The sequence below is a fragment of the Candidatus Pelagibacter ubique HTCC1062 genome (genome assembly GCF_000012345.1).
Lineage (GTDB): Bacteria > Pseudomonadota > Alphaproteobacteria > Pelagibacterales > Pelagibacteraceae > Pelagibacter > Pelagibacter ubiqueversans.
Window position 1 is genome coordinate 788,071 of the sequence record NC_007205.1, and the last position, 16,559, is coordinate 804,629.

A 16,559-nucleotide genomic window follows, 5' to 3' on the forward strand; every position below is an offset into this window, starting at 1 on the left:
AAATGTCTGAGATTCAAATATCCATTAACAACTTATCAAAAGTTTACGATAATGGCTTTAAAGCCTTAAATAATGTTAGCCTTAAAGTAAAACAAGGTGAAATTCTTGCAATGCTTGGACCAAATGGTGCGGGCAAAACTAGTTTAATCAGTATTATTTGTGGAATTGTTAAACCTACTTCAGGAACTGTCACAATTGATAATTATGATATTATAAAAGATTATAGAGAGACAAGATCAAGAATAGGGCTTGTTCCTCAAGAATTAAATTTAGAATCTTTTGAGACTGTTTTTGATACCGTATCTTATTCAAGAGGGCTGTATGGAAAAGCACCAAAACCGGAGCATATTGAGAAAATTTTAAAAGATTTAAGTTTGTGGGATAAAAAAGATCAAAGATTAAGACAATTATCAGGCGGAATGAAAAGAAGAGTTTTAATTGCAAAAGCTTTATCTCATGAACCTAAAATATTATTTCTTGATGAACCAACAGCCGGAGTTGATGTTGAGCTTAGAAGAGATATGTGGATGGTTGTTGATGACCTCAGAAAAAAAGGCGTCACAATTATTTTAACTACTCATTACATTGAGGAAGCTGAGGCTATAGCGGACCGTGTAGCTGTAATTAATCAAGGTGAAATTATTGTAGTTGAGGATAAAAAAGAATTAATTAAGAAAATGGGACACAAAAAACTAACCATTGAATTGCAAAAAAAAATTACAGAAATTCCAGAAGATTTATCTAAGTATAATCTTGAAATAAGTGAAGAGCAGATGTCATTAATTTATACTTATAATGTTCAGGCTGAAAAAACGGGTATTACTGATTTATTGCAAGATATAAAAGATACTGGCTTAAAGTTAAAAGATTTAAAAACAGAACAAAGTACATTAGAGAAAATATTTGTTGATTTAGTAAAGGAGAATAATGAAATTTAACTATTACGGCTTTAAAGCTATTTATGTTCATGAGATGAATAGATTTATAAGAACTATAGGTCAATCTCTTCTCTCACCTGTAATATCTACATCATTATACTTTGTTGTTTTTGGTTCAGTTATTGGAAATTATATTCAAAAAATTGATGGGGTTAGTTATGGGTCTTACATTGTACCAGGTTTATTAATGTTAACACTCCTTACTCAATCAATTAGTAACACTTCGTTTGGAATCTTTTTTCCAAAATTTAATGGAACTATTAATGAAATTTTAGCAGCACCCATTTCAACACTTGAAACCGTTCTAGCTTTTGTAGGGGCAGGAGCCACTAAAACTTTAGTCGTTGGTGCTGTAATTTATGCAACCGCCTCTTTTTTTGCTGATGTGAGTGTTATGCATCCAATGTTAATGATATTTTTATTAGTATTAGTTTCTTTTACTTTTGCTTTATTTGGATTTTTAATTGGTGTAGTTAGTAAAAACTTTGAGCAGATGTCGATTATTCCATCATTAGTCATTACTCCAATGGTATTCTTAGGGGGCAGTTTATACTCTCTTGATATGCTGCCACCATTTTGGCAAACAATTTCATATTTTAATCCAGTAGTTTATCTAATTGATGGCTTAAGATTTTCTTTCTACGGCGTCTCTGATTTTGATATTTGGATTAGTATTAGTTCGATGGTTTTCTTTTTAATTGTTTGTATTACCCTTGTGTCTATCTTGCTTAAAAAAGGCTATAATATTAAAAGTTAATTCGCTTTCATTTTAAGATTAATAACTACTAAAGTTTTATAATTGTTTGATTTAATTTCATGATATGAAATTCTAATCGAAGCTTAGGAAATTTTTTATTTAATAGTTGTTTTAGTTTTTGATAAGAAGTTTTGTGAATTTCATCTTCATCTAAATCTTTTTTACCTTCGGCAATTTTAATCGCCCCACAGTCTTCATGATTTATAACAATGAGTTTGCTTATTTTGTGAAGCTCAATTGAAGCTGATAAATTATCAATAAATGTTTGATGCCATTTTTTAAATTTATTATGAGTAACCCCGATAGCTCCACCTGCAATAGTAAATGAGCTATACTTTCCAGTTAAGTTCTTTTTTTTAGTAAATTTATAGACTAGGGATTGGAACCTTGGATCCATACAAGAAAGAACCATTGCTTTAAATTTTTTTTGCATAAAAATTAATTAATAAAATTTAAATACAAAATTTTTTTTTATTTGTCATTAATTTGTTTATTTTTTAAATGAATTGACTATTGAGAACAGCCTTAAAGTCAGTTAGAGTGTAATTATTATGCTATCTTATATATTGCCTTTTATTGCTTTAATTGTTGTGGTGGTATTTATCCATGAATATGGACATTATTATTTTGCTAAACGATACGGTGTAGGAGTTACTGATTTTTCAATTGGTTTTGGCAAAGAAATGTTTGGTTGGAATGATAAATCAGGAACTCGTTGGAAGGTTTGTGTCATACCTCTTGGGGGATATGTTAAGTTTTTTGGTGATAGAAATGTTTATAGCCAAGCTGATAATGACAAAATTATAAAAGAATATAGTAAAGAAGATCAGGATAAACTGTTTGTACTAAAGCCTTTATATCAACGAGCTTTAATTGTATTTGGTGGTCCTTTAGCTAACTTTTTATTAGCAATTCTGATATTTTTTTCAGTTTATACCTTTTTTGGAAAAGATTTTACACCAGCTGTAATTAACGAAGTTCAAAAGGATAGTCCTGCAATGGTAGCTGGTCTTAAAGACAATGATATTGTGGTCTCTATTGATGGCAACGAGGTTACAAGCATTATGGATGTTTCAAAATATATTATGATGTCTACTGATGAATTTATCAATTTTACAGTAAATAGATTTGATCAAGATTTAACCTTTAGAGTAAAACCGAATATTGTTGAAGGCGAAGATAATCTTGGAAACAAAATCAGCAAACGTATGGTTGGTATTAAACTTGGTGCTTATAACAATGAGGTAAATCACGTTAAACTCGGTCCTACCAAAGCGCTGTTTTATGCGGTTAATGAAGTTTATTATGTAAGCACTTCTTCTCTTAAATATATTGGAAGCATGCTCACTGGAAATGGTGATACTTCACAGTTGGGTGGGCCAATTCGAATAGCAAAAATTAGCGGACAAGTTGCAGAATTTGGAATTTTACCTTTTATAAGCCTTATGGCTTATATTTCTATTAGTTTAGGGTTAATAAACTTGTTCCCAATTCCAATGTTAGATGGTGGGCACTTAATGTTTTATGGAATTGAAAAGGTATTAGGGCGTCCATTATCACAAAAAACTCAAGAGGGTTTTTTTCGAATCGGAATGTTTTTATTGCTATCATTGATGTTTTTTACAACGTTTAATGATCTAAAAGACGTTGGTTTATTTAAGTTTTTTAATAATTATATTTCTTAAATAATCCTTTAAAATCAACATTTATTTAACAAATCACTATATATTGAGGTTTTTATTTTAGTAGACACTAATAAAAAGCTTGATTTATGAGGTTTAATGTCAATTATGTGAAAATAACCAATAAAACCGGAGCTAAATAAATGAACAAAAAACAATTAATAGCACAACTTTCAGGTTCTTTAAACCTAAGTAAAGCTGATGCTGAGCGTACTTTTGATACTATTACAAACACTATTCTAGATGCTTTAAAAGGTGACGATACAGTGAAAATTGCTGGATTTGGAACTTACAAAGTAGCAAAAAGAAAAGCTAGAGTTGGAAGAAATCCTAGAACTGGAGAGCAAATCCAAATCGGTGCTTCTCAAAAAGTTAAGTTCTTACCAGCTAAGGCACTTAAAGAAATATTTAATAAGTAATTAAATAGTAAATTCATTAACAGCCTTTTACAGAAATGTAATAAGGCTGTTACTATATGCAATCACTGCATACCTAAATTTCCCAATCAACATTAGTTTTTAAGTTCATCTAAAATATAAGTGAAAACTTAAACATGGAGGTCTTAATGATAAAAATAATAAAAAAAATATCAGTTCCACTTATTAGTTTATTTTTTTTAATAAACATGAGTAGTGCTGGAATAGCAGAAACAAATATTTCTGCTGAAGTAGGGTTTGTATTTAATACACTCCTATTTTTAATTTGTGGTTTTTTAGTAATGTTCATGGCGGCAGGCTTTGCAATGCTTGAGTCAGGAATGGTTACTTCTAAAAGTGTTTCTGTAATTTGTGCAAAAAATATTGGTTTGTATGCAATTTCAGGAATTATGTTTTGGTTAGTTGGTTACAATTTAGCATATGGTATACCAGAAGGCGGATATATAGGTACTTTTACACCTTGGTCAGACTCTAGTTCACTGGAGGCAGGTTACTCTGCTGGATCAGACTGGTTTTTCCAAATGGTATTTTGTGCAACAACAGTTTCAATTTGTTCAGGAGCAATGGCTGAAAGAATTAAGTTGTGGCCATTCTTTTTATTTGCAGCAATTTTATCTGGTGTTATTTATCCTATAGTAATGGGATGGCAATGGGGTGGAGGCTGGTTAGCAACTATCGGATTTTCTGATTTTGCTGGATCAACTCTAGTTCACTCAACTGGGGGTGCTGCTGCACTTGCTGGTATTATAATACTTGGTCCAAGATTTGGAAGATTTGATAGCAAAGGTAATCCAAAAGCCATTCAACCATTTGCAGCATCATCAATTCCATTAGTAACTATTGGTGTGTTTGTATTATGGTTAGGTTGGTTTGGATTTAATGGTGGTTCTCAACTAGCATTAGGTTCATTTGCTGATGCAGTAGCTATTTCAACAATCTTTATTAACACTAATTTAGCAGCATGTGGTGGTGTATTAGCTGCAGCCGTAGTTACAAGATTATTGTTTGGTAAAACTGATGTAATACAAATGTTAAACGGTGCAATTGGTGGGTTAGTTGCAATAACAGCTGAACCATTAGCGCCATCTCCATTAGCAGCAATATTAATTGGTGCTGTTGGTGGTGTGATAGTTGTATTTGGAACTAAACTATTGTTTTCATTTAAACTTGATGATGTAGTAGGTGCAATTCCAGCTCACATGTTTGCAGGTATATTTGGAACTTTAGTAGTACCGATCACAAATGCAGACGCAACATTCGGAGCACAGTTAATTGGTGTTTTATCAATTAATATTTTTGTTTTTGTAGTGGCTTACATAGTCTGGTCGATTATGAATAGTCTCTTTGGAATTAGATTGAGTAAAGAAGCTCAAGCCAAAGGTACAGATGTTACTGAAACAGGAGTAATTGCTTACGCAATCAGAGACTAATAAAAAACTATCTCTCTTATAGTTAGAAAATAGGCCCCTTAATTGGGGCCTTTTAATTTATAGAGTTTTTTAGGGTATCAAACACTTCTTTAGCATGATCCTTAACTTTTACATTATCCCAAATTTTTACTATTTTACCATTTGGATCAATTAAGAAAGTTGTTCTCACTATTCCCATAAACTCTCTACCCATAAATTTCTTCTTAGCCCAAACTTTGTATTTTTTTAAAATATTAAGCTCTACATCAGATAAAAGATCAAATTTGATTTTAAATTTTTCTTTAAATTTGTGGTGGCTTTTTAGATCATCTTTAGAAATCCCAAATATTTCACAATTCAGTTTTTTAAATTTAGGTAATAATTTGTTAAAATCATTAGTCTCAATTGTGCATCCTGGAGTGTCATCTTTAGGGTAAAAATAAAGAACTACATATTTGCCAAGTGAATCTTTTAAAGAATAAATCTCACCATCTGTTGAGTTTAATTTAAACAAAGGTGCTTTAGAATTTATTTTAAACATTATTAATATTTATTTTTTTTCCAAACATCGAGCCAATCTACCATTGGTGATAATCCATAAGCAGAATTAACATTTGTCATATGTAGTGATAGAGAGGGTATTGGTGAAAAACATTGTGTTTTTTTATAAAGCAAATGAAGAGGTTTTTCATAAGGATCAAAATTATTTAAAAACATTTTTTCATAAGTCTTCCAATTTTTTTTAAGTATATTATGAGAAATTAAATACGTACAAAGAGATTCGTTTACTCTACGCCAATGTTTTTTATGACCAGCTAAAATATTTGTTTGCTCAAATTTATTGTATAAATATGGATAATCAACAGGACACATAATTATATCCTTTTTATAGATAGTTGAGAATTTCTCATAACTAAAAATCATTTCTTCAATAGCATCGTGATGATGCAAATAGTCGTCTTCAACAAAATATATTAAGTCATAATTTGAATTAAGAGCAAATTCTTTTGATTGGTAAATATGTGAATTATGAGCGAGCATTCTTTTATTATTTGAAAATTTCATTTTGTTTTTATATTTATTAATATCAAGATTAGATATTTCAAATAAAACACTGTTTTGACTTGCAATTTTTTTCTGTAATTTAATTACGCTAGGTTTTGAGTTATCATCTATAATTTTTAAAAAAAATTTAATATTACTCATTTTTTTTTGAGCATTTTTAATATTAATACATATGGAATTTAAAGATCTTAAACTGTATTCTTTTTTTTGCTTTTCAAATAATCTTTTTTTATTTTGACTGAGCAGTGTATTTTCATTGGTAAAAGATCTGAATATAATCAAAAAGCTTTTAACTTTTCTTGTAATTTTAACTTCACCAAGTGGTAGAGTTATATTTCTTTTGTTTATTACACTGATATTATTATTTAAAGATGTATTGCTTGTAGGAATTGTGAAATTATTTTGATCGATAATTTCAAAACCTAGTTTTCTTGTAATTTTAATAAAATTTTTTTTAAAAAAATTAATTTTATTTTTATTTTTAAAATTTTTGATCACTATTTTTGTATTTTTGTATTTTTTTATTTATTTATATATATTATTATTATCATATGAATATAAAATCATCTCACACTCTAGTAGCTGAAGCCTTAAGAGAAATTAAAACTATAAGTCCTGAGCAGGCTTTAAAACTATCAAACGAGAACAAATGTAGCTTAATTGATATTAGGGAAAAGGGAGAACTTGATAAATCAGGACGTGTTGAAAATTCTCACCATATACCAAGAGGAATGTTAGAGTTTTGGCTAGATCCTGAGAGTCCTTATTTTAAAAATGGTAAGCTAGATATGGAAAAAGAAATTGTCTTATTTTGTGCTGGTGGTTTAAGATCTGCACTTGCAGCTAAATCATTAAAAGAAATGGGTTTTGAAAATGTTTCTCACATTGAGGGTGGCTTTGCAGCAATTAGCCAAAGTGATTTTAAAATAGTTTAATCTACTTTATTATATTCATCTAAGGCAAATTCCAATCGATCTTGTCCCCAAAATATTTTATTATTAACAATAAAAGTGGGCGCTCCAAAAACTTCTTTTTCATGGGCATTTTTAGTGGCATTTTTTAACTTTTCTTTAATAACAGGGTCTTTAATTGTTTTAAAAAAAATATCTTTATCAATCTTACATTGTTCAAGTAGTGGTATTAATATTTCTTCTTTAGAGATATCCAGATCATCTTTCCAATAAGCGTCAAACATTGTTTTTATATATTGTGCTTGATTTGATGAGCTAATATCTAAATAGCCACGCATAATAATCAATGAGTTTAAAGGAAATTTAGAGTTCCACTTAAAATCAAAATTATTTTTTTTTGCAATTAACAAGCAGTCATTAATCATATGTTTTAATTTAGGTTTGATAAATGCTGGTGCCGTTATACCTTCTAAATTATGAAGACCACCTAATAAAATTGGCTTATAATTTATTCGAATATCTTTTGGTAACGTTTGGATTTTTTGGTAAGCTAAATAAGCGTAAGGACTAATAAAATCAAAATAGAAATCTATTTCCTTAATCATAAAGATTAATTCTTTTTGCGTAAAAAATTCTTATAATCCAATAAAGAGTAAGTCCAATAGGACCAATAAAATATGTTATTAATAACGGAAAAGACATTATTATTTTATTGATACCAAATTTTTGTGAGTCCTTAACAATCCATCCACCACAAAATAGATTAATAGATAGAAAATGAGTCCAAAATAAAATTAAGAAGGATTTATCGTTAAACAAATAACTAATTGAATCTAAGCCTAAATATAGCTCAAAATTCCTAACAAAGTCATAGCCCCCATTAAAAAGTACATAAGTTAGATAACCGTAGGCAAAACTTAAAATAATAAAAGGAAAAATTGATGTGATAAAAACTCTACATATTTGTGATTGTGGAAAGAAGACTAATATTAACCAAAAAGGCAAGACACCTAGATTTAACCAAAGAAAAATCATTTCAATTGTAAAATATGTATAGATTTGATCGATCATTTTTTAGTGTATTATACAATAAGCTATTAAGATTCATATGAGAAATAGAAAAAAAACATTACAAGTGACGGTAGAGGAAATGAGAAATTTCTCATTTGCCTATATCGAAAGATATGCACCATCCAAACAACAGCTTAGAACCTATCTATTAAAGAAGTATCTAAAAGCTAATTTAGAAAATATTAAAAAACAAGATATTACAGATTTAATAGATGTTGTTTTGCAAGATCTTGAAAAAACTAAGTTTATTAATGATAAATTCTATTCTGAAAGTAAATCTAGGAGCTTAATCCAAAGAGGCAGTTCGGTTAATAAAATTAGAAACTATTTAATGACTAAAGGAATTAATGATCGCTACATTAAAGAAACAATAGATAAGATTAAAGAGGATAACTCTGACCAAGATTTTTTTTCTGGAATAAAAATATGTAAAAAAAAGAGAATTGGACCAGCGAGAGTAGAGGATAATAGAGCCCTATTTTATAAAAAGGATATTGCTTTACTAGCAAGAAATGGTTTTGATTTTGAAACCTCTAAAAGGATCATGGATATTGATAAAGCTGACTATATGAAAATAATTAGATTACTTTAATTTTTTTTCTTTCTCTTCTTCTTCAACAAGAGACTGAATTCTATTTCTAATAACATTTTTAACAAATACAAAAACTAATAAACCAAAGATAGAAACTGATACTATAATTATTAAAATTATTCTTAATTGCTCATCCATTATAATATGTTTTTACTTTTTAAAATTAAACTTGGATTTTTAAATTCAGTTTTTCCATAGAGTATTTCATTATAATTAAAGTCAGTCACTTTCCCTCCTGAGTGCTCAAGGATTGCATGACCAGCTGCAATATCCCACTCACAAGCCCTTGGTTCAGCAACATACATATCAAATTCACCTGCTGCAATAACACAAAATTTTAGTGAGCTTTTCATTTTTTGAAAAGAACTTATTTTATATTTTTTATGAATTTCTAAAATTTCAGGTTTAAGATCGTTAGAATAACTTACTGCTGTATGTCCAACATAGTTTTTCTCTTTATTCATTAATGAAATTTCTTGATTGTTAATTAACTCGTAACTGTGAGACAAACCGTAAGAATAAAAAACTCTTTTTTTTGCTGGAACTGTTATGATCCCAATAGCGGGTTTTTTATCCAATATTAATGCTGCATTTAAAGTAAATTCATCACGGTTATTTATATAATCTTTGGTGCCATCTATTGGATCGATTAACCAAAAAGTATTTAAATCATTATCCATCTTATGGTTTGTACTCTCTTCTGAAACAATAGGGATATTTGGAGTTATTTCTTGGATCTTGCTGGTTAAAATTTTATTAACTTCGATATCTCCATTACTTACAGGAGTATTGTCTGATTTAATTTCTTTTTTTAAACCAGCTCCTCTTAAATCTAAAGCTACCTGACTTGCTTTATTAAAAGTTTCTATCAGTGAAAGAGTAATTTTCTTTTTTTCTTCAAGGTTCATTTATGTAATTTTTCTAATTGAATTATTTTTGAATTAATAACTTTTTTTCCAACATTTTCAAAATTTACAGTAACTTTACCATTAATTATTGATTGAACTTGTCCTGTTCCCCAGTCTTTGTTGTTAGGATTGATAACTTTGTCACCTGGTTCAAAATCTAAAATCATTAATTTACTTATAGTTAATATACTAATAAATATCATTAAATATGACAAAATTGAATTCTATTGGAATAGCTAAAGACCCAAAAGACACCTTAGTTATTGTTGCAATGTCAGGTGGAGTAGATTCTTCAACGGTTGCAGCTATGATGAAAAATGAAGGTTACAATGTCATTGGTATTACTCTTAAACTTTATAATGACAGTAAAGAGACAGCTTCTTCAAAACAATGTTGTGCAGGCCAAGATATTATGGATGCAAAAAGAGTAGCTGATAAATTAAAGATAGAGCATAAAATTTTATATTATCAAAATAAATTTAAAGAAGGAGTTATTGATAATTTTATTGATAGCTATCTAAATGGAGAAACACCTATTCCATGTGTGCAATGTAATAAGACAGTTAAATTTACAGACTTATTTGAAGAAGCTAAAAGACTTAACGCTGATGCTTTAGTAACAGGACACTACGTTAAAAGTATTACTGAAAAAGATAATACAGATATGTACAGAGGAATTGATTTAAATAGAGATCAAAGTTATTTTTTATTTAATACCACAAAAGATCAATTAAATTTTTTAAGATTTCCTTTAGGCAATCTTCTTAAAGATGAAACAAGAAATATTGCAAGAGAACTTGATCTTAATGTTGCAGACAAACCTGACAGCCAAGATATTTGTTTTGTACCAAATGGAGACTATGCTTCAGTTATAGAAAAATTTAGACCAAACTCTTTTAGTAAAGGTAATATTAAAAATATGAATGGTGAAGTGATAGGAGTTCATGACGGCATTATTAATTATACAATTGGTCAAAGAAAAGGAATTGGAGTTTCTGATAAGAACCCATTGTATGTAGTAAAGATTATTGCTGATAAAAATGAAATTATTGTTGGAGCCAAGGAACATCTTGTTAAAACAAAAATAAATTTAAAAGATTTGAATATTATTACAAACGATCAAAATGATTTTAAAAATGAATTGTTCGTAAAGGTAAGGTCTACTGGAAGATTAATTAAAGCCAAGATAGATATCAATGATACCAATGCGAACGTTAATTTATTGGAAGAGGAGCACGGTATTGCGCCTGGTCAAGCGTGTGTGTTTTATGCAAAAAACAATAATGGCTATAAGGTTCTTGGTGGTGGTTGGATAAAAAGTTAGGTATTATTGAGATATAAAAGTTAAGAGACTATTTTTTCTTATTTTTTCTTTTAGCTCTTCTTTTTTTAGAGCCCTGTTTTCTTCGACCTCTATGTTTTTTTGGGTAACCCATACTATCCTATTTATAATTTTATTGACGTTATTGGAGGGATATAGCATTCTCCCTTTAACTTATCAAATTTTTTATGACTAAATCATTCAAGACTTTTCTTAAACATACTGCAAAAGATTACCATAATCAGTCAGTTAACCCCCCTGTGGTAAGAGCGTCGACTATTATCTTCAAATCCATGCAAGATATTAGAAAAATGCAGGATAAGAGCAAAAAAGATCCAACAGGTGGACATTTTGATTATGGAAGACAAGGAACATCAACAACTCATGTTTTGTCACAAATACTTAAAGAAATGGAAGAGTGCTATCATGTATTTTTAACACCAACTGGATTTGGATCAGTTTTCTTGTCTATATTTAGTATTGTTCGTCCTGGTGATGAGATTATTGTGGCAGATCCAACATATTCACCTACGAGAATTTTAACTCAAGACTTTCTAAAAGAATTTAATGTAAAATCTGTGTTTTATGACCCACATGATTTGAAAACTTTAGAAAAAGCAATTACAAAAAAAACAAAATTAATTTTTGTTGAAAATCCTGGAAGTAATACGTTTGATTTTCAAGATTTAGGTAAAATAGTATCAATTGCAAAAAGGAATAAAATTTTTTCTGTAATTGATAATACATGGGGAACCCCTTATTTTTTAAAACCAATTAAACTTGGTTTTGATATGTCAATTGTATCTGCTACCAAATATTATTCAGGTCACTCAGATGTTATGGGTGGAAGTTTAGCTGTTAATAAAAAAGTTTTTAAACAAGTTGATAAAGCGAATAAGATAACTGGTTTGAGGCTTGGCCCTGATGATGCTTATTTAATAACAAGAGGACTTAGAACTTTAGATGTTAGATTAGACAAACATGAAAAAAGTGCAAAACAAGTAGCTGAGTTTTTATCTAATTATAAAAATATAAAACTATTATACCCGCATAAAAAAGATTCCTTTAATTTTAGAATGTGGAAAAAATATTATTCTGGTGCCTCAGGATTGATGGGTCTGAAAATTAAATCAAAAAACAAAAACTCTGTAATTAAGTTTGTTAATTCTTTAAAATTATTTGGTTATGGATATAGTTGGGGTGGATTTGAAAGCCTTGCTTTATATCAAGATAAACGTGAACAAGGTAATAGAGAATATCTAAAATTAGCAAAAGATGAACATTTAGTAAGATTACATATTGGTTTAGAAGACCCAAAAGACCTCATTGATGATTTAAAAAAATCTCTTAAATATATAAAATGAGTTCAGAAAAATTTATTCAAAATAAAACAGCCTTAATAACGCTGATCGCAGCTTGTATTGTAGTTTTAATTTCTCTTGGTGTTAGGCAAACTTTTGGTTTGTTTTTCATGGATTTTAAAAATGACCTAGATATTTCAATAACTCAATCTGGATTAGCAATAGGCATTCAAATGTTAATGTGGGGTTTAACAGGTCCTATATTTGGAGCCATTGCAGATAAATATGGTGGACACAAAGCAATTTGTTTAGCTTTTGTTTTTTATATTTTGGGAATTTATTTTTTGTATGCTGGTCCAAATACTGGAATTTTTTTTCAAATCGATTTAGGACTTTTAGTTGGAATTGGTTTAGGTGGAACTGCAATTAGTATTCCAATGTCAATTGTTGGAAAGCATTTTCCATTATCAAATAGAACAATAGCAATGAGCATTGTTACAGCTGTTGGTTCTTTGGGCTATTTTATCTCTCCACTTTATACGAGCTATTCATTAATTAAAAATGGATGGGTGGATACACTTTTTGTATTCACAATATTCTTATTTATCGGGCTTATAATAGCTTTTTTTGTAAGATCTCCATCTGCTGCTCAGTCTATTGAAAAACCAAACAACCAAAGCGCCATAGAGGCATTTAAGGAAGCTTTCAAAAACAAAAGTTATATACTTCTAGTCTCTGGATTTTTTGTATGTGGTTTTCATATAACTTTAGTTGGAACACACGTTCCAAAATACGTAATAGATAGAGGCTTAGAAAGCTGGACGGCTGCTGCAATATTGTCATTAATTGGATTATTTAATATATTTGGTTCTTTATTAAGTGGATACTTATCTACGAAAATTAGTAAAAAAATTATCTTAAGCTCTATTTACGCATTAAGAGGAATTTCAATTATCTTATTTATATTTTTACCCGCAAGTAACATTAATGCATTTATCTTTGGTGCAAGTTTTGGTTTTTTATGGCTATCAACAGTGCCTGCTACAAGTGGAATAGTTGCTCATATTTTTGGAACAAAATATCTTGGTATTCTTTATGGAATAGTTTTTTTAAGTCATCAAGTAGGCTCATTTTTTGGAGCATTTCTTGGAGGACTATTTCATGATTTATATGGCTCTTATGATTATGCTTGGTATTTAGCAATTGTTTTATCTATTTTTGCAGCAATAATACATCTACCAATTAAAGAAGAAGCAGTTCTAAGATTAAAAATAGAATAAAAATTGAATAAGAAAAACTACTTACTAGATTTAAATAATTCAAAGAAACCTTTTATAATCTATAAATCAGATAAAGGGTTTGATCTTTATACAGACTTTTCAAAAAAGATTATTTTAAACAATAATAATATTGAAAAATTTATTAACAAAAATAATAGGTTAAAACTTCCCTATAAAGAAACTGATCTGTTTATTGGTTTTTTTGGCTATGAAATATTAAATAATTTAATTGACGTAAAAATAAAAAAACAAAAAACAATAAATTTCCCTAAAGGCATATTTTATAAACCTGAAACAAAAATAAAACTTCCAAACAACCTTGAGTATAAAAAAACAAGATCATTAAATTCTAATGATTTATTCAAAATAAATATTAATAAAAAATCCTATAAGGTAATATTTGATGAATTTAAAAAGAAAATAAAATCTGGAGAAACATATCAGATTAAAATTTGTACTAAATATAGTAATAAATCAGAAATAGATGCTTTAGATTTTTTTAGTAGACTTGTAAAAAGTAATATGGCGCCTGAAGCATTTATGATTAAGGATAAAAATTATTCAATAATAAGTTGTTCTCCTGAAAATTTGATAACAAAAAAAAATAATTTTATAACAACAAAACCAATTGCAGGCACTTTAAAGAAAACTAAAAAATTAAATAAAAATAAAGCCCTTACTTTTTTTAGAAAAAACTTAAAAGAATCCAAAGAACACAACATGATTGTTGATATGGAAAGAAATGACTTATCTAAAATTTGTAAACCAGGTTCAGTAAAAATTTTAAAAAAAAAGATAGTTGAAGAATATAAAGATCTTTATCATTATGTGAGTTTAATTGGAGGACAACTCAAAAATAGAGTTACCTCATTAGAGATTATAAAGGCAATGATGCCGGGAGGATCTGTAATAGGATGTCCTAAAATTAGTACATTAAATTTGTTAAACAAACAGGAAAAACAAAGTAGAAATATTTATACAGGTAGCTTTGGTTACTTAAAGTTCAATGGAGATATGAGGTTTAATATCATTATTAGATCAATATTAAATTTTAAAGGTAAATCGGAAATTTCTGTGGCATCTGGTGTTGTAATTGACAGTAATGCAGCTCATGAATTTAATGAAAATTATATTAAAGCAAAGTCATTAATGGATCTTTATAAATGATATACATTATCGATCATCATGACTCTTTTACTCAAAACGTAGTACATCAATTTCAAAATTTTGATGAAGTTGTTTGCACTAATTTTAATGAAATAAATCAAAATAAATTAAAAAAAGCAGATATTATTGTTTTTTCACCAGGTCCAGGTGCTCCAAAAGATTATCCAATTAGTTCTGAGATTTATAAAAAATTTAAAGGTAAAAAAAAAATTATTGGAATTTGTCTTGGGTTTCAACAAATTCTTCATTGTGAAAATGGAAAAATAGTTGAACAAAAAAAGATTTACCATGGTTTCCAATCTAAAATAAAAGTAACTAGCAAAAATTCATTGTTTAAAAAAAATAGTCAATTTACTGTAGGTAGATATCACTCTCTAAAATTAAAAGAGCCGTTTGCTGCAAAAAATTTTGAAATTACAATGAGGTGTGCTATTTCAAATACAGCAATGACAATAGAAAATAATAAAGAGAAAATATTTGGCTTTCAATTTCATCCTGAATCTTTTTTAACTGAAAATGGTAACTTACTTATTAAAAAAATCTTATCAGCATAAAACTTACAAAGAGATTAATTTTAAAGATCTTTGGGGGGATAATGGTGTATTCACTACAATGTGGATTTTTGGAAAACCTGCTAAAATACTTTTTTTTAAAAAACATATTAAAAATTTAATAAAATCTTTAAAAGTTTATAAATTAAATAACCCAAATCTTGAAAAAAATATTCTTAAATTAATCAAACTGAATATTGATAAAAAAAGATCTTATAATCATCTTCTTAGAGTTGCAGTGAATAAAAAGATGATATCAATTTCTTTGAGAAACAGAAAAACTCCTAAATTAAATTTTAATTTAAAGCTTATCCGTCACAAACGATTTGACCCTAAATTTAAAAATCTTAAATATAACTTTATATTAAAGCATTTATCTAAAATGGATAATACCACTTCAGATGTTGGTCTTTGTTACAAGAATACAATTTTAGAAAGTGGAACTTCAAATATGCTGTTTATAAAAGATGATAAAGTGTACTCTCCAATTAATAATATTTATAAGGGCATTACCTATAAATTTTTTAATAAAAAATTAGGTAAGATTATTAACAAAGATATATTGATAAAAACTTTATCTGAATTTAGTGAAATTCTTCTCATTGGTTCTGGAAAAGGTGTTGCTTCAATAAAAAATATTAATGAAATCAAGTGGAAGAGAAAAAGTTTTAAATTTTATAAAAAACTATCTAATTTTTATAAAAATGAAGTTAACAAATGCTCTATCTATAGATAAAATTATGTTTGACCCAAATAATCCTTGTTTATTCTGCAACTCCAAACAAAGTGGACTAGCTGCTGAAAATGATTTGGCTTATGCTAGTTATGACACATATCCAGTGTCCGAATTCCATTGTTTAATTATTCCAAAACGGCATGTTGTGGATTATTTTGATTTAAATGACGATGAAGTGATTGCTTGCAATAATTTAATCAAACAAATTAAAGAGGAAATATTGTTAAAAGATCCGGCAGTTAAAGGTTTTAATATTGGAACAAATGCTGGAGTTATTGCTGGACAATCAATCTTGCATTGTCATATTCATCTAATTCCTCGTAGAGAAGGCGATGTTGATAACCCACAAGGAGGAGTTCGGTCGGTTATACCAAAGAAACAGCATTACAAGCGTAAGGTGTAAAATCTTATATGGTAAAATAACCCATACAAA

22 protein-coding genes are annotated in these 16,559 nt (G+C 28.4%); 14 read left to right on the plus strand and 8 right to left on the minus strand.

The features are described 5' to 3' along the window. Window positions 1-2: 2 nt before the first annotated feature. Window positions 3-938 (plus strand): ABC transporter ATP-binding protein, encoded by a 936-nt coding sequence (locus SAR11_RS04090; protein WP_006997106.1) that lies wholly within the window; start codon window positions 3-5, stop codon window positions 936-938. Continuing rightward, window positions 928-1,695 carry an ABC transporter permease gene (locus SAR11_RS04095; protein WP_006997105.1) on the plus strand — a complete coding sequence of 256 codons (768 nt, stop codon included), beginning with the start codon at window positions 928-930 and terminating at the stop codon, window positions 1,693-1,695. Before SAR11_RS04090 ends, SAR11_RS04095 begins: the two co-directional genes overlap by 11 nt. A 28-nt stretch (window positions 1,696-1,723) precedes the next feature. On the opposite strand, the gene SAR11_RS04100 is transcribed toward SAR11_RS04095, so the two are convergent. Next, entirely contained in the window at window positions 1,724-2,128 is a 405-nt protein-coding gene (locus tag SAR11_RS04100) for a carbonic anhydrase (protein WP_018414011.1), read from the minus strand. A 118-nt stretch (window positions 2,129-2,246) separates the two neighbouring features. On the opposite strand from SAR11_RS04100, the gene rseP reads away from it, so the two are divergent. From rseP to SAR11_RS04115, 3 genes are all read left to right on the plus strand, one after another. Further along, the gene (rseP, locus tag SAR11_RS04105) at window positions 2,247-3,380 is read left to right on the plus strand and encodes an RIP metalloprotease RseP (protein WP_011281967.1); all 1,134 of its coding nucleotides are present in this window, start codon (window positions 2,247-2,249) and stop codon (window positions 3,378-3,380) included. A gap of 140 nt (window positions 3,381-3,520) precedes the next feature. Then, complete coding sequence (locus SAR11_RS04110; protein ID WP_006997102.1) at window positions 3,521-3,796, plus strand: HU family DNA-binding protein; 276 nt, start codon at window positions 3,521-3,523, stop codon at window positions 3,794-3,796. A gap of 146 nt (window positions 3,797-3,942) precedes the next feature. Then, window positions 3,943-5,244: an ammonium transporter gene (locus SAR11_RS04115; RefSeq protein ID WP_011281968.1), complete on the plus strand. Its 1,302-nt coding sequence runs from the start codon at window positions 3,943-3,945 to the stop codon at window positions 5,242-5,244. 52 nt (window positions 5,245-5,296) lie between these two features. Here SAR11_RS04115 and bcp read toward each other — a convergent pair whose 3' ends face one another. Next, entirely contained in the window at window positions 5,297-5,764 is a 468-nt protein-coding gene (gene bcp / locus SAR11_RS04120) for a thioredoxin-dependent thiol peroxidase (protein WP_011281969.1), read from the minus strand. Window positions 5,765-5,766: 2 nt separating this feature from the next. After that, a complete protein-coding gene (locus tag SAR11_RS04125) occupies window positions 5,767-6,786 on the minus strand; it encodes a hypothetical protein (protein ID WP_011281970.1) in 1,020 nt (339 codons plus the stop codon). A gap of 53 nt (window positions 6,787-6,839) precedes the next feature. On the opposite strand from SAR11_RS04125, the gene SAR11_RS04130 reads away from it, so the two are divergent. Beyond that, window positions 6,840-7,223: a rhodanese-like domain-containing protein gene (locus SAR11_RS04130; RefSeq protein ID WP_011281971.1), complete on the plus strand. Its 384-nt coding sequence runs from the start codon at window positions 6,840-6,842 to the stop codon at window positions 7,221-7,223. Here the strand turns inward: SAR11_RS04130 and SAR11_RS04135 are convergent. Beyond that, window positions 7,220-7,804 (minus strand): 2-hydroxychromene-2-carboxylate isomerase, encoded by a 585-nt coding sequence (locus SAR11_RS04135; protein WP_011281972.1) that lies wholly within the window; start codon window positions 7,802-7,804, stop codon window positions 7,220-7,222. The two genes, SAR11_RS04130 and SAR11_RS04135, sit on opposite strands and share 4 nt — an antisense overlap. Further along, window positions 7,797-8,270 carry an ABA4-like family protein gene (locus SAR11_RS04140; RefSeq protein ID WP_011281973.1) on the minus strand — a complete coding sequence of 158 codons (474 nt, stop codon included), beginning with the start codon at window positions 8,268-8,270 and terminating at the stop codon, window positions 7,797-7,799. The genes SAR11_RS04135 and SAR11_RS04140 overlap by 8 nt, the downstream gene beginning before the upstream one ends. 37 nt (window positions 8,271-8,307) lie before the next feature. Between SAR11_RS04140 and SAR11_RS04145 the strand changes: the two genes are divergently transcribed. Next, entirely contained in the window at window positions 8,308-8,862 is a 555-nt protein-coding gene (locus tag SAR11_RS04145; protein WP_011281974.1) for a regulatory protein RecX, read from the plus strand. Here SAR11_RS04145 and SAR11_RS07055 read toward each other — a convergent pair. Genes SAR11_RS07055 through SAR11_RS06910 form a run of 3 tightly spaced genes read right to left on the minus strand, consistent with a single transcriptional unit; the run spans window position 8,854 to window position 9,973 of the window. Further along, window positions 8,854-9,000, minus strand: coding sequence for a hypothetical protein (locus SAR11_RS07055; protein ID WP_006997093.1), 147 nt, complete (start codon window positions 8,998-9,000; stop codon window positions 8,854-8,856). The two genes, SAR11_RS04145 and SAR11_RS07055, sit on opposite strands and share 9 nt — an antisense overlap. Further along, window positions 9,000-9,770, minus strand: a complete 771-nt coding sequence (locus SAR11_RS04155; RefSeq protein WP_011281975.1) for a 3'(2'),5'-bisphosphate nucleotidase CysQ family protein — start codon at window positions 9,768-9,770, stop codon at window positions 9,000-9,002. Before SAR11_RS04155 ends, SAR11_RS07055 begins: the two co-directional genes overlap by 1 nt. Continuing rightward, complete coding sequence (locus SAR11_RS06910; RefSeq protein ID WP_011281976.1) at window positions 9,767-9,973, minus strand: DUF3553 domain-containing protein; 207 nt, start codon at window positions 9,971-9,973, stop codon at window positions 9,767-9,769. Before SAR11_RS06910 ends, SAR11_RS04155 begins: the two co-directional genes overlap by 4 nt. Before the next feature lie 5 nt (window positions 9,974-9,978). Here SAR11_RS06910 and mnmA point away from each other — a divergent pair, with 5 nt between their 5' ends. The 7 genes from mnmA (at window position 9,979) to SAR11_RS04190 (ending at window position 16,529) form a co-directional block, all read left to right on the plus strand. Further along, complete coding sequence (mnmA, locus tag SAR11_RS04160; protein ID WP_006997090.1) at window positions 9,979-11,094, plus strand: tRNA 2-thiouridine(34) synthase MnmA; 1,116 nt, start codon at window positions 9,979-9,981, stop codon at window positions 11,092-11,094. 185 nt (window positions 11,095-11,279) lie between these two features. Then, the gene (locus tag SAR11_RS04165; protein WP_011281977.1) at window positions 11,280-12,455 is read left to right on the plus strand and encodes a trans-sulfuration enzyme family protein; all 1,176 of its coding nucleotides are present in this window, start codon (window positions 11,280-11,282) and stop codon (window positions 12,453-12,455) included. Continuing rightward, window positions 12,452-13,672 (plus strand): MFS transporter, encoded by a 1,221-nt coding sequence (locus tag SAR11_RS04170; protein ID WP_011281978.1) that lies wholly within the window; start codon window positions 12,452-12,454, stop codon window positions 13,670-13,672. Before SAR11_RS04165 ends, SAR11_RS04170 begins: the two co-directional genes overlap by 4 nt. A gap of 3 nt (window positions 13,673-13,675) precedes the next feature. Then, window positions 13,676-14,839, plus strand: a complete 1,164-nt coding sequence (locus tag SAR11_RS04175; RefSeq protein ID WP_011281979.1) for a chorismate-binding protein — start codon at window positions 13,676-13,678, stop codon at window positions 14,837-14,839. Beyond that, the gene (locus SAR11_RS04180; RefSeq protein WP_011281980.1) at window positions 14,836-15,393 is read left to right on the plus strand and encodes an aminodeoxychorismate/anthranilate synthase component II; all 558 of its coding nucleotides are present in this window, start codon (window positions 14,836-14,838) and stop codon (window positions 15,391-15,393) included. Before SAR11_RS04175 ends, SAR11_RS04180 begins: the two co-directional genes overlap by 4 nt. Beyond that, complete coding sequence (locus SAR11_RS04185; protein WP_041185785.1) at window positions 15,356-16,126, plus strand: aminotransferase class IV; 771 nt, start codon at window positions 15,356-15,358, stop codon at window positions 16,124-16,126. The genes SAR11_RS04180 and SAR11_RS04185 overlap by 38 nt, the downstream gene beginning before the upstream one ends. Continuing rightward, window positions 16,095-16,529 (plus strand): HIT family protein, encoded by a 435-nt coding sequence (locus SAR11_RS04190; RefSeq protein ID WP_011281982.1) that lies wholly within the window; start codon window positions 16,095-16,097, stop codon window positions 16,527-16,529. Before SAR11_RS04185 ends, SAR11_RS04190 begins: the two co-directional genes overlap by 32 nt. Window positions 16,530-16,559: the final 30 nt, after the last annotated feature.

What these genes read in the sequence shown, in the direction of transcription:
- SAR11_RS04090 (WP_006997106.1), top strand. Translation starts at nt 3, where the DNA reads ATGTCTGAGATTCAAATATCCATTAACAACTTATCAAAAGTTTACGAT.
- SAR11_RS04095 (WP_006997105.1), top strand. Translation starts at nt 928, where the DNA reads ATGAAATTTAACTATTACGGCTTTAAAGCTATTTATGTTCATGAGATG.
- SAR11_RS04100 (WP_018414011.1), bottom strand. Translation starts at nt 2,128, where the DNA reads ATGCAAAAAAAATTTAAAGCAATGGTTCTTTCTTGTATGGATCCAAGG.
- rseP (WP_011281967.1), top strand. Translation starts at nt 2,247, where the DNA reads ATGCTATCTTATATATTGCCTTTTATTGCTTTAATTGTTGTGGTGGTA.
- SAR11_RS04110 (WP_006997102.1), top strand. Translation starts at nt 3,521, where the DNA reads ATGAACAAAAAACAATTAATAGCACAACTTTCAGGTTCTTTAAACCTA.
- SAR11_RS04115 (WP_011281968.1), top strand. Translation starts at nt 3,943, where the DNA reads ATGATAAAAATAATAAAAAAAATATCAGTTCCACTTATTAGTTTATTT.
- bcp (WP_011281969.1), bottom strand. Translation starts at nt 5,764, where the DNA reads ATGTTTAAAATAAATTCTAAAGCACCTTTGTTTAAATTAAACTCAACA.
- SAR11_RS04130 (WP_011281971.1), top strand. Translation starts at nt 6,840, where the DNA reads ATGAATATAAAATCATCTCACACTCTAGTAGCTGAAGCCTTAAGAGAA.
- SAR11_RS04135 (WP_011281972.1), bottom strand. Translation starts at nt 7,804, where the DNA reads ATGATTAAGGAAATAGATTTCTATTTTGATTTTATTAGTCCTTACGCT.
- SAR11_RS04140 (WP_011281973.1), bottom strand. Translation starts at nt 8,270, where the DNA reads ATGATCGATCAAATCTATACATATTTTACAATTGAAATGATTTTTCTT.
- SAR11_RS04145 (WP_011281974.1), top strand. Translation starts at nt 8,308, where the DNA reads ATGAGAAATAGAAAAAAAACATTACAAGTGACGGTAGAGGAAATGAGA.
- SAR11_RS07055 (WP_006997093.1), bottom strand. Translation starts at nt 9,000, where the DNA reads ATGGATGAGCAATTAAGAATAATTTTAATAATTATAGTATCAGTTTCT.
- SAR11_RS04155 (WP_011281975.1), bottom strand. Translation starts at nt 9,770, where the DNA reads ATGAACCTTGAAGAAAAAAAGAAAATTACTCTTTCACTGATAGAAACT.
- SAR11_RS06910 (WP_011281976.1), bottom strand. Translation starts at nt 9,973, where the DNA reads ATGATATTTATTAGTATATTAACTATAAGTAAATTAATGATTTTAGAT.
- mnmA (WP_006997090.1), top strand. Translation starts at nt 9,979, where the DNA reads ATGACAAAATTGAATTCTATTGGAATAGCTAAAGACCCAAAAGACACC.
- SAR11_RS04165 (WP_011281977.1), top strand. Translation starts at nt 11,280, where the DNA reads ATGACTAAATCATTCAAGACTTTTCTTAAACATACTGCAAAAGATTAC.
- SAR11_RS04170 (WP_011281978.1), top strand. Translation starts at nt 12,452, where the DNA reads ATGAGTTCAGAAAAATTTATTCAAAATAAAACAGCCTTAATAACGCTG.
- SAR11_RS04180 (WP_011281980.1), top strand. Translation starts at nt 14,836, where the DNA reads ATGATATACATTATCGATCATCATGACTCTTTTACTCAAAACGTAGTA.
- SAR11_RS04185 (WP_041185785.1), top strand. Translation starts at nt 15,356, where the DNA reads ATGGTAACTTACTTATTAAAAAAATCTTATCAGCATAAAACTTACAAA.
- SAR11_RS04190 (WP_011281982.1), top strand. Translation starts at nt 16,095, where the DNA reads ATGAAGTTAACAAATGCTCTATCTATAGATAAAATTATGTTTGACCCA.